This is a genomic window from uncultured Veillonella sp. (assembly GCF_963524655.1).
Lineage (GTDB): Bacteria > Bacillota > Negativicutes > Veillonellales > Veillonellaceae > Veillonella.
This window is the reverse complement of the sequence record NZ_CAURHA010000049.1, coordinates 1-11,041: the sequence shown is the minus strand read 5'-3', so window position 1 is coordinate 11,041 and position 11,041 is coordinate 1. Positions and strand designations below refer to the sequence as shown.

The 11,041-nt window shown below is 39.7% G+C and carries 10 protein-coding genes and 1 tRNA gene; 9 read left to right on the top strand and 2 right to left on the bottom strand.

Annotation, left to right across the window (positions count from 1 at the left end; all coding sequences use genetic code 11):
* Window positions 1-144: 144 nt before the first annotated feature.
* The gene (locus RYM16_RS08410; RefSeq protein WP_314983312.1) at window positions 145-555 is read right to left on the bottom strand and encodes a CAAX protease; all 411 of its coding nucleotides are present in this window, start codon (window positions 553-555) and stop codon (window positions 145-147) included.
* A gap of 227 nt (window positions 556-782) precedes the next feature.
* Between RYM16_RS08410 and purB the strand changes: the two genes are divergently transcribed.
* The 7 genes from purB to RYM16_RS08375 all read left to right on the top strand — a co-directional run bounded on the left by purB (window position 783) and on the right by RYM16_RS08375 (window position 8,788).
* A complete protein-coding gene (purB, locus tag RYM16_RS08405) occupies window positions 783-2,078 on the top strand; it encodes an adenylosuccinate lyase (RefSeq protein WP_314983311.1) in 1,296 nt (431 codons plus the stop codon).
* A 119-nt stretch (window positions 2,079-2,197) separates the two neighbouring features.
* Window positions 2,198-3,346 carry an MFS transporter gene (locus tag RYM16_RS08400; RefSeq protein ID WP_314983310.1) on the top strand — a complete coding sequence of 383 codons (1,149 nt, stop codon included), beginning with the start codon at window positions 2,198-2,200 and terminating at the stop codon, window positions 3,344-3,346.
* 115 nt (window positions 3,347-3,461) lie between these two features.
* The gene (locus tag RYM16_RS08395) at window positions 3,462-4,745 is read left to right on the top strand and encodes an adenylosuccinate synthase (protein WP_296002309.1); all 1,284 of its coding nucleotides are present in this window, start codon (window positions 3,462-3,464) and stop codon (window positions 4,743-4,745) included.
* A gap of 541 nt (window positions 4,746-5,286) precedes the next feature.
* Complete coding sequence (locus RYM16_RS08390; protein WP_296002312.1) at window positions 5,287-5,631, top strand: helix-turn-helix transcriptional regulator; 345 nt, start codon at window positions 5,287-5,289, stop codon at window positions 5,629-5,631.
* Between the two features lie 2 nt (window positions 5,632-5,633).
* Window positions 5,634-7,025, top strand: a complete 1,392-nt coding sequence (dinB, locus tag RYM16_RS08385; RefSeq protein WP_314983309.1) for a DNA polymerase IV — start codon at window positions 5,634-5,636, stop codon at window positions 7,023-7,025.
* A gap of 88 nt (window positions 7,026-7,113) precedes the next feature.
* Window positions 7,114-7,398, top strand: a complete 285-nt coding sequence (locus RYM16_RS08380) for a hypothetical protein (protein ID WP_314727394.1) — start codon at window positions 7,114-7,116, stop codon at window positions 7,396-7,398.
* A gap of 133 nt (window positions 7,399-7,531) precedes the next feature.
* Complete coding sequence (locus tag RYM16_RS08375) at window positions 7,532-8,788, top strand: pectate lyase (protein WP_314983308.1); 1,257 nt, start codon at window positions 7,532-7,534, stop codon at window positions 8,786-8,788.
* Between the two features lie 86 nt (window positions 8,789-8,874).
* On the opposite strand, the gene RYM16_RS08370 is transcribed toward RYM16_RS08375, so the two are convergent.
* Window positions 8,875-9,756, bottom strand: coding sequence for a hypothetical protein (locus RYM16_RS08370; RefSeq protein WP_314983307.1), 882 nt, complete (start codon window positions 9,754-9,756; stop codon window positions 8,875-8,877).
* A 187-nt stretch (window positions 9,757-9,943) separates the two neighbouring features.
* On the opposite strand from RYM16_RS08370, the gene RYM16_RS08365 reads away from it, so the two are divergent.
* Together RYM16_RS08365 and RYM16_RS08360 are read left to right on the top strand one after the other, a co-directional pair.
* A complete protein-coding gene (locus RYM16_RS08365) occupies window positions 9,944-10,813 on the top strand; it encodes a 5'-nucleotidase, lipoprotein e(P4) family (protein ID WP_314983306.1) in 870 nt (289 codons plus the stop codon).
* Between the two features lie 48 nt (window positions 10,814-10,861).
* Window positions 10,862-10,938: transfer RNA gene (locus RYM16_RS08360), tRNA-Arg, on the top strand.
* Window positions 10,939-11,041: the final 103 nt, after the last annotated feature.

The following is an 11,041-nucleotide window of genomic DNA, read 5'->3' as shown; positions in this document are numbered from 1 at the left end:
CAGATTTTCCAACTTATTGGGATTAGTCACACACACTTTTTGTCCTATAACCCTAATGACTGTTTAGTTGAAACGATATATATTACAACGTAATTTAAGGTGTTCCAATTTAAACATAAGGATTAATCGAATTCATTCATTATATTAGTCCTGATTGGTTAACATTGTTTTCGTAGAGTTGAATACCGCAAGGTATACGATGGCTCCACCGATAAATAAGGTGGCTTGCATTGGAACACTAAATTGGTTAGCACGCCATAATGCGAAAGCATAGAAGAAAATAGTGATCAACATGATGAGATAGGCGACGATAACGCGTACGTTCGTATGTACCGCTAAAGATGTAGTGATGCGGGATTTGTTTATTACTACATAAATTAAGGATACTACTATGTTTACGGCGTATATAGAGACGATAAAGTTGTAATCAAGCTCCCCAAAGAGTACCACCGCTAAGCCGATAAAGCTGAGTAGAAAGAATAGACGTAATATAATGCCCGCTGTATTAGATTCGTTGCGCTGTGCACGACGCTCTTTTCGATTTAAATTTGCCATGAAAGCCTCCCAGTAATGATATACAAGTCCATGTATATTTCAGATAGCTCTAGTATATCATTTTATTAGTATAAATACTAAGTCAAAGTCATCACTATTAAATACGAACGATTAGCAAATTTAATATAATTATCATTCGGAAATGTATCGGTCTTTCGTTGAATGGAGCTTTCACATATGGTACAATAATCCTATAAATCTAGCTTTTATCATGCAAAGGAGACATCATGATACCACGTTATACACGAGAAGAAATGGGCCATATTTGGAGCGAACGCAACGAGTTCGACACAATGTTATTGGTGGAGATCCTCGCATCCGAGGCGCAAGCTGAATTGGGCATTATCCCTAAAGAAGCGGCAAAAACAATTCGCGAAAAAGCCGATTTCGACGTTGAGCGCATTCATGAAATCGAAAAGGAAACAAACCACGATATCATTTCCTTCGTAACAGCAGTAGGCGAATACGTAGGTCCTGAAGCGGCTAAATATATCCATCTTGGTCTTACATCTACAGACGTTAAAGATACAGCGCTTGGTTACATGATGAAACAAGCGTGTGACATCTTGATTGCTGACTTGAAACGCTTGCACGAAGTATTACGTCGTCGCGCAGCTGAGTTCAAATATACACCTATGATTGGCCGTACTCACGGTATCCACGGTGAACCAACTACATTTGGTTTGAAATTGGCGTTGTGGATGGCTGAAGTAGAACGCGACATCGAACGCATGGAACATGCTCGTAAAAGCGTAGCTGTAGGTAAATTGTCTGGCGCTGTTGGCACATACTCCAATATCGATCCATTCGTAGAGCAATACGTATGTGAAAAATTAGGCCTTGAACCTGTTAAAATCGCTACGCAAGTCGTACAACGTGACCGTCACGCTGAATTGTTGTCCACTATCGCTGTTGTAGGCGGTACATTGGATAAAATCGGCAAAGAAATTCGTCACTTGCAACGTACAGAAGTGCGCGAAGCGGAAGAATATTTCAGCCCTAAACAAAAGGGTTCCTCTGCGATGCCTCATAAACGCAATCCTATTACTTGTGAAAGAATCTGCGGTATGGCTCGCTTACTTCGCGGCTATGCACAATCTGCTTTCGAAGACCAAGCTTTGTGGCATGAACGTGATATTTCCCATAGTTCTGTGGAACGCGTAATCTTGCCAGATGCAACCATCGCGTTGAACTACATGCTTCACCTTACAATCCGTACAATCGATAAATTGTTGGTATATCCTGAAACAATGCTTAAAAACCTCAACCTTACAGGTGGCCTTGTGTTCAGCCAAACAATTTTGACTCACCTTGTAGACAAAGGTGCAGTGCGTGACGAAGCATACCGTTGGGTTCAAAAATACGCTATGGAACGCTGGCTTGAAGGCAAAGATTTTGCAACAGGTCTTAAATCTGATGAAAACATCAAGAAATACATGACTGCTGAAGAAATCGATGCATGCTTCGATCCACATAAATTATTGAAACATGTTGATACAATCATGGCTCGCTTTGGACTATAATTGTAGGGTACTTCCCATATAACATATGAAAGACTAGGGTAGGTATAGACCAACAAGCCTATGGCACATACATTAGGCGTTGGCTATATCTACCTGTTTTGTTTATCTTAGGAGGTTATATGAAACGTATTATACGAAAGTACGGACCACCTATTTTTCACTGTATTAATGACTTCGGTCAAGGTTCGCTAGCGGCATTGATACCGTTTTTTATCGCTAACTTTGGACTTAATTATTATCAGTCGGCGACCATTATTTTCTGTAACACCGTTGTGGCATCTATTGCGCAGCCTACCTTGGGCTATGTGGCGGATCGGTGGCGCGTACCTTGGTTCATTCCTTTAGGCTTTACGGTGACATTGGTGTCTATTAGTACTATGGCGCTGGCTACGAGCTATGACATGATTCTTGCTTTGTCACTCTTAGCTGGTGTAGGGGCCGCATTATTCCATCCTGAGGCGGCTCTTCTCGTAAAACGTACGCAATCTCATGAAATCGGCAACGCTATGGGCCGCTTTGCGGTGGGCGGTAGTGCGGGCTTTGCGTTGGGGCCTCTCATCGCGGGCGGTGTCTACGTCTTTGGTGCCCATTTCCTTTGGGTGTTCACTGCTATTGCTTTGCTCGGTGTCTTGCTATATCTCTATGCCTTTACGGGCGATGCTGATACGATTAATGCTGGTGAAAGTAAAAGCTCTAATAAATCTACCGATACTGGTACTAATGATTGGGCGAGCTTTGGTAAGCTATTCTTTGTAATCGCTTCACGATCTATCTTATTCTCCATATTATCTATCTTTATTCCTATTCTGTACATTACTGTTATTAACGGCGAAGCCAGCGCCTCTAGCTTGGCGCTGACCATGTACTTTGCAATGGGTGCAGTTCTTACCTATATGGGTGGGGCATTATCCGATAAATTAGGTTTCCTTAAAACCGTGCGCTTAGGTTATCTTATCTTCTTGCTATCCGTACTCGTATTTATCTTTGTGCCTAACATTTGGGGCTTTTTCGGTGCTATGATCCCAATGGCCTTTGGCGTATTCTCACAATACGGACCAATTACGGTACTAGGTCAAAAATACCTTGCTAAAAATGCAGGCTTTGCGTCCGGTATTACACTAGGCCTTGGCATTACCTTAGGTGGCCTTGTAGCGCCATATGTAGGCCATCTAGCCGATATCTATGACGTACAAACCGCATTGATGACACTGATACCTGTAGGCTTAATGGGGCTCCTAATGAGCTTCTGGCTAAAAGAACCAAAATAGCTCATGCCTTTGGGAAGAAACTAAAGATTGAATTTGTATAAATGCTTTCACAGAGTCCGAACATTGTTGTATAATGATAATGAATTATTTCGACTTTCACATGGAGGATATAGATATGGCAACAAGTATGGTTATCGGCACTCAATGGGGTGACGAGGGTAAAGGTAAGATCGTTGACTGGATCGCAGAACGTGCGGACGTTGTAGTGCGCAGTCAAGGTGGTAATAATGCGGGTCATACTGTTGTAGTAGATGACAAAGCATTTGCGCTTCGCCTTTTACCTAGTGGTATCTTGTACGATAACAAACAAAATATCGTTGGTACTGGTGTTGTTATCGACCCTAAAGTTTTGTTAGAAGAAATTGAAGGTCTTGAAAAACAAGGTAAATCCGCTAAATCCCTTCAAATTTCTGACCGTGCGCATGTTATCATGCCATATCATATCGCTTTAGATAATGCAGAGGAAGCATCCAAAGGTGATGCTAAAATCGGCACTACTAAAAACGGTATCGGTCCTTGCTACGCGGATAAAATTAACCGCGTTGGTATTCGTATGTGCGATTTGTATGATCTTGAAACATTCAAAGAAAAATTGGCGTACAACGTAGAATTCAAAAATAAAATCCTTACTAAAGTATACGAAGCAGAAGGCGTAAACTACGATGAAATCTTAGCGAATTACATCAAATACGCTGAAGCATTGAAACCATATGTAACAGACACAAATATTGCTGTTCTTAAAGCCGTTCAAGAGGATAAAAAAGTATTGTTCGAAGGCGCACAAGCAACTATGCTCGACCTTGATCATGGTACATATCCATTCGTAACATCCTCTCATCCAATCGCAGGTGGTGCTTCCACAGGTGCTGGTGTAGGCCCTAACTACTTGAAAAATATCTTCGGCGTAGTAAAAGCTTACGCAACACGCGTTGGTGCAGGCCCATTCCCTACAGAGCTTCTTGATGAAACTGGTGAAAACCTTCGCAAACTTGGTCATGAGTTCGGTACGGTAACTGGCCGTCCTCGTCGTTGCGGTTGGTTAGACCTTATGGTTGTAAAATACGCTGCAGGTCTTAACAGCTTAGATTACCTCGCTATCACTCGTTTAGATATTCTTGATACTTTCAAAGAATTAAAAATCTGCGTAGGTTACAAATTGAATGGTAAAGACGTAGAAGGCTTCCCAGCTAACTTGAAAGATCTTGAAGCATGCGAAGCCGTGTACGAAACATTGCCAGGTTGGGAAACAGATATCTCCGGTATCCGTAAATATGAAGAACTTCCTGAAAATGCTCGCAAATATGTTGAACGCATTGCAGAAGTAACAGGCGTACCTTTGGGTATCGTATCCGTTGGCCCTAACCGTAGCCAAACTATCGATTTAGTAAATGTATTCTAAGTTATACTAATTTGATATAATACAAATGATTATATTCGATAATATCGATATAGCGGTATAATTTTTAAAATTTTGCTGCTATGCAATCGATTTATAGAATTATACAGATAGGGCTCCTCTATGAGGAGCCTTTTGTAATGAAATGGTTTAGACTACAAAAATTATACTTTATATCTAATCCTTTCGGTAGCTAATGTAGTGCGGTATATCGAATTATGCTATACGGTTATCAGAAAATGTGTATATCGAAAATTCTATAGAAGAATATTGCATCAAATCTTTATATATACGATTTGATGTATAACTAAATAAATCTATGAGATGAAAATTTGTTTAAAATATTCACGATATACAAACTATGACGTGCTTAAATGAGTTTATAATGTGGTAAAAATTACTCATCTATATAAAATTGGTATTCATAATAAATTATTAAGATACAAATATAAAGAAAAAAATAGATTTACATTAAGAAATAGTATATAATAGAGTCAAGAAAGTAGATTGATATTTTTTGATACGGATTTGAGGAGTTAAAGATATGGTTGAAGTTTCTTACGAACGTTTAGCTACGATTTTTAAGGCATTAAGCGATGAAACAAGATTACACATCATCGATATGTTATCTTGCAATGAATTATGTGCAGCTGATATTTTAGCTAGCTTCAATTTGTCTCAATCTACGTTGAGCTACCACATGAAGATCTTAATTGATGCAGGTGTAGTTAACTCTCAACGTAATGGCTTATGGACTCGTTATTCCATTAATGAAGCTACATTTGGCGATATTTTAGATATCATCCCTCAATTATATAAATCCAAGGATGAGTGCATTTGCGCACAAATTAAATACTGCCGTATTTCTGAGCACGAAAAAGAAGCGTAACAATGAGACGATGGATTATGCATGTTGATATGGATGCATTCTTCGCGTCCATCGAACAACTGGATCATCCAGAATATAAAGGCCATCCCGTTATCGTGGGTGGTCTTTCTTCACGTGGCGTCGTTGCGACCTGCTCCTATGAGGCTCGCAAATTTGGCGTTCATTCCGCTATGCCTATCTCAAGGGCTAAGAAACTCTGTCCCGATGGTATCTATGTGTATCCGCGGATGGATCGTTATAAAGAGGTATCTGAACAGATTTTTTCTATTATGAAAGAATTCACTCCTTACATTGAGCCATTATCTATCGATGAAGCTTTCCTTGAGGTGAGTGGCATGTCTACTATGTATAGTGGGCCTAAAGCGTTGGGCCGTGCCATTAAGGACCGTGTGTATGAACAGACTGGACTCATTATCTCAGCGGGCTTAGCACCTAATAAATTTCTCGCTAAATTAGCCTCTGATTTAGATAAACCAGATGGGCTTGTAGTCATCCCTTATGGTCGTGAAAAAGAGATCTTAGCTCCGTTGCCTATTAAACGCATTTGGGGCGTTGGTCCTCGTACGGAAAAAATTCTGAAAAACGGTGGCTTTCACTTGATGCGTCACATTCAAGATTTGCCTGATGAAAGCTGCTTAATTCCTCTTGTCGGTAATCAGGCACGCCGCATATGGGAACTGGCGAATGGCATTGATGAACGCCCCGTAGAAACAGACCGTAAAATACAATCCATCGGAGCAGAGGAAACCTATGAAGAGGACCTCGTCGATGGCAGTGCCATTGAACTAGAGTTTAGATACTTTGCGAACCGTTTATCAAAACGATTGCGCAAGCGTAACCTGTTAGGCCACACCGTGTCCATTAAGGTTCGTTATGATGATTTTACTACCGTATCTCGGCAAAAGAGATTAGATACACCATCAGACCATGAGCATGTGTTCTTCGAAACCGCATTGCTCTTGTGGAACAAGCTCATGCAAGATAAGACGTGCAAGAAGCCTAAAGGAAAAGCAAAAGAGCTTGAATCCTTAGGCGCTACAACTAAGGTACAGGCTAAAGCCTTTACGTATTCTTCTGAGGAAACTCGATGGATAGATCCTCCTGGTCCTATACGACTATTAGGTCTCACCGTAAGTGGTCTCGATGAAGAGGTACCGATGCAAGATAGCCTCTTTGAATCTCCACAAGATGAAACCGAGGACAAGCTAGCCAGCGTGTTAGATTCGTTAGAGTCTAAATTTGGTGAAACCGCCGTTATGAGTGGTGCACTGTGGCAACGCTTTCACGGAGACAATGGAACACGTAGGAAACGGTCTGAGCTGAAAGCAGCGGTAGATGCGCAGTCGGATCGAGAAGATGTAGAGCCCATAAAGGCTGATAAAAAAGGCTTATAAAGTTTATATTGAATACTTTCGCTAATATAATTATTCGTGTTACAATATGGGTGTAGTGTTAATAAATTACCGCAAGAGAGGTATAGATATGAGTTTATTTCGCGTAGCCATTCATTATGGCATCAACAGCAATGGTTTCTTGTCCTATGATACAGAATCAAAAACAGTGTCCGTAGATTTACCTGAACAAGAGTGGGCTGATAAGGTCATCGCTTATTTGAACGAGGAACATGCAATTGAGCATGCTACAGGGCTTGATACCTATGAACGGTTAACTGTAAAACCATTAGAATCTTTAGACAATTTAAAATTAGCTTTAACACGCATGTGGGAAGCCATCGACGTACAAGTCGACTGGAGCCGTCCAGCGTAATTAAAATGATACCCCTTTGTAACCATGTATTGGTTATAAAAGGGGTATTTATTATAGCTATAGTTGTTGTGTGATAATACTATAATATGCTATAACGTAATAAAATTAAGGAACTAGAACTATGAGAAAGATAATGATAACCCTTGGATTATTCATTACATTAATTGCTATTGTAATGATGACCTCGTTTCGTGGCTCGGCTGAGAGCCCTACCTTTATGCGTGAAGCATTACCGAAACAGGACGGATTTGCTTCTGTAGGCAATGGGACTACTGGTGGTGCTAATGCTACAGAACAGAATGTGTTTAAAGTAACAAATAAAAAAGAATTTGTATCAGCTCTTAAGAATAGAAAAAACACTACACCTAAGATTGTACTAGTCTATGGAACTATAGATTTTGATACCGATGATAATGGTAAACCATTGGCTATGAAAGACTACATGGTCGATGGCTATGACTTTCAACAATATTTAGAAACTCATAAGCCGCAAAGCACAGCGCCTAAGAGTTTAAAAGATGAGCAAGAAGCAAAACGGAAGGCATCACAAAAGAATCAAAGTCAGTCTATTACTGTTCATGTACCGTCTAATACAAGCATCATTGGCATGGACAATGCGAAATTAAAGGGTGTAAATTTGGTTCTTGATTCGGATAATGTAATCATACGAAATATACAGTTTGAATCGCCTTATGATTATTTCCCTTCTTGGGATCCTAATGATGGACCAGAGGGCAATTGGAATTCCCAGTATGACAGTATTTCTATAAAAGGTAGTACACACATTTGGATTGATCATTCTTCCTTCCAAGATGGCCCTGAAATAGTACAAAAATACTTTGGTCGTAAATATGAGCATAGAGATGGATTGGTTGATATTACCAATGAAGCTGACTATATAACGATTTCTTATTCGACGTTTGAAAACCACAATAAAACCATGTTGATTGGTAGTAGTGACTCAAAAATATCAGATGAAGGAAAATTACATGTAACTTTGCATCATAATTATTTCCATAATGTAGTACAACGCTTACCAAGAGTACGATTTGGCCAGGTTCATGTGTATAATAATTACTTTTCGTCAGACACTACAAACGGTGAATATGCTTATGCTTACGCACTAGGTGTTGGGAAAAACTCCCAAATCTATGCTGAAAACAATGTGGCGGATATAGCAGGTAAAGACTATACATCATTTGTGAAAGTCTTTGGAGGAAAACAACTTACTACAGTTAATAATATGTTTAACGGACAAATCATTGATACATTTAATGATACGTTAACACCTGTAGATTGGAAACCTGAACTGTTTACTACAATAGATCCAGTAAATGAAGTAAAAGAAAATGTTTTGCATGATGCGGGACCAATTAAAATAAGTCAATAAAGATATAGTTTAACTAAAAAACCGTATCATATTTCTTCAGTGAAATGTGATACGGCTTTTGTCATGGTGAGTGTATTTAAATATTATTAATCAAATTTTTGGTTTGTTAGGTCTTGATACATAAGTTTAGCGATTTCATACTGAGGATCGCCGGCTTGTAGTTGGTGTGATGGTAGTTTAAATACAGCTTCAGCTCTTTCCTCTTTCTTGATATCGATGCCCTTTACATCTTCGGACCGACTTATGGAAATGGTATGTGTTGTTGGATTTATGAAGTACACATTTACATCGATGCTGAAAGCTTTGTTTTCGTCTTTTCTCATGATTACACGTAGAATCATAGCTGAAATAGCAGTAGTACCATCTTTTTCACCTAATAGCTGCTTAGATGTGTAGTCCACGTAATCTGCATAGACATAAATATCGCCAGGTTTAGCCTTGTCATAATCTTGTGTATAAGCCTCTACTAAACGCAAATCGAGTTGTCTGCCAAATGGTCTAGAGAACATTTCACTTTGTAATACGCGTGTTTCACTGACAAGTGGATAGGACGGTATGGGTGTTAAACCTTTTAGCATATCTGTGCGTGTTTCGTCTTTTCTTTTAGCCTGACGTTCTGCAGTGACCTTGTCTAAGCGTTTACGCTCTTTTAACATCGCCTTTTCTTGTTCTTCTTTAGTTTTGTAAGTTTTTACGAATACAACACGGTTACCAGACATAGTCACTGTTGAATAGACGGGCTTATCTTTGGTCGGGTTTCCCTTAGACGCATCAAGCGTAGATTGCACTATGGCTGGAGTTGCGCTTTCAATAGAACTTTTTAGCTCTGGAATATTAGAATAATCCATGTCAACCACTGCAGTGTCTGTGCTTTCACTTGGCTGTACAGGTGTAGCCCCGTACGCAGATGATATAGCTAATATAGCTAATAGTGAACTAGTAATAATCGATCGTTTACATACTTTCATTACATATACCTCTTTTTTATAAGAACTCTCTAATACTATCAACAGCTGTATTATAGCATAGTTCTTGTGTAGATCGATTTAAAATATACAGATAGTATATAAATCTATAGAGGACTTTCGTATAATTATGTAGAATTACATTATGTATTGTATGTATACAGAGAGCACATGTGGATAGGAGGCAATTATGAAACGTAGTAGTTTGGCATGGTATGTAGCGGTGGTTTGCCTTGGTGGTAGTCTTTCCGTAGGTTCTTTAGTACAGGCAGACTCTCCGGTGACGGTGAATGATGCGGCGGCACAGGCTGAACAGGTAGCACTCAAGCAAAAACAGCAGTATCAAGCCGAAACAGAAACAATGGGACTCTTATGGATGCGCACCTCTGCAGAGTACAGAGCACTAGCGTATCAAGGGTACAATGTGGCGCTAAATGCTGTTAAGATGGCCGTTACTGATCCATCTCATCAACGCAAACCACTTGCCATCGTTCTTGATGCAGATGAAACTGTGGTGGATAATACTAAATTAATGGGTGAAAGCGTTGCTAATGGCAATGGTCGCTTCGATGCTCCTTGGTGGCGTCAAGCTGTGCATCAAGGTAAATCGCAAGCTATGCCTGGTGCTGTTGAGTTCCTAAATGAAGTACATAAACAAGGTGTTGAAATATTCTACGTTTCAAACCGATATGCACCTGTTAACTATGATGCAACAGTACAAAACTTTAAGGAACTAGGATTCCCATCCGTCGATAAAGAACATGTACTACTATTCGAAAAAGACTCTGATAAACAACCTCGCTTCGATATGATTGCTAAAAAATATTATGTCGTTGTATATATGGGTGATAATGCCGGTGACTTCCCAATTGGTACAAAAGGTAAGACCTTAGCTGAACGAAACGCTATCATCGATGCTCATAAAGAGGACTTTGGTACTACCTTTGTAGTATTCCCAAATCCTGCTTATGGATCCTGGGTAAGTGCATTAGCGAAAGGCTACCAAAACCTAAGCCCAGAAGAACAAAAACAAGTGAATAACCAATACCTACAACAATAAGGACGCCTTGCGTATACTTTATTAAAAACGATATAATAAAGTATACATGCGTCTATAGCTCAGTAGGATAGAGCAGCAGTTTCCTAAACTGCGTGTCACTGGTTCGATTCCGGTTAGGCGCACCATAGAAAAATGATTTGGCATAAGGCTTTTAGTCTTATGCCTATTTTTTATTATTGTCTTTAGACTGGTTCGCGACGTAGTCGCGAATCATAAAACCACCCGCTA

Coding starts and splice junctions, on each gene's coding strand:
- purB (WP_314983311.1), top strand. CDS start 783: ATGATACCACGTTATACACGAGAAGAAATGGGCCATATTTGGAGCGAA.
- RYM16_RS08390 (WP_296002312.1), top strand. CDS start 5,287: ATGGTTGAAGTTTCTTACGAACGTTTAGCTACGATTTTTAAGGCATTA.
- RYM16_RS08395 (WP_296002309.1), top strand. CDS start 3,462: ATGGCAACAAGTATGGTTATCGGCACTCAATGGGGTGACGAGGGTAAA.
- RYM16_RS08400 (WP_314983310.1), top strand. CDS start 2,198: ATGAAACGTATTATACGAAAGTACGGACCACCTATTTTTCACTGTATT.
- RYM16_RS08365 (WP_314983306.1), top strand. CDS start 9,944: ATGAAACGTAGTAGTTTGGCATGGTATGTAGCGGTGGTTTGCCTTGGT.
- RYM16_RS08370 (WP_314983307.1), bottom strand. CDS start 9,756: ATGAAAGTATGTAAACGATCGATTATTACTAGTTCACTATTAGCTATA.
- dinB (WP_314983309.1), top strand. CDS start 5,634: ATGAGACGATGGATTATGCATGTTGATATGGATGCATTCTTCGCGTCC.
- RYM16_RS08375 (WP_314983308.1), top strand. CDS start 7,532: ATGATAACCCTTGGATTATTCATTACATTAATTGCTATTGTAATGATG.
- RYM16_RS08410 (WP_314983312.1), bottom strand. CDS start 555: ATGGCAAATTTAAATCGAAAAGAGCGTCGTGCACAGCGCAACGAATCT.
- RYM16_RS08380 (WP_314727394.1), top strand. CDS start 7,114: ATGAGTTTATTTCGCGTAGCCATTCATTATGGCATCAACAGCAATGGT.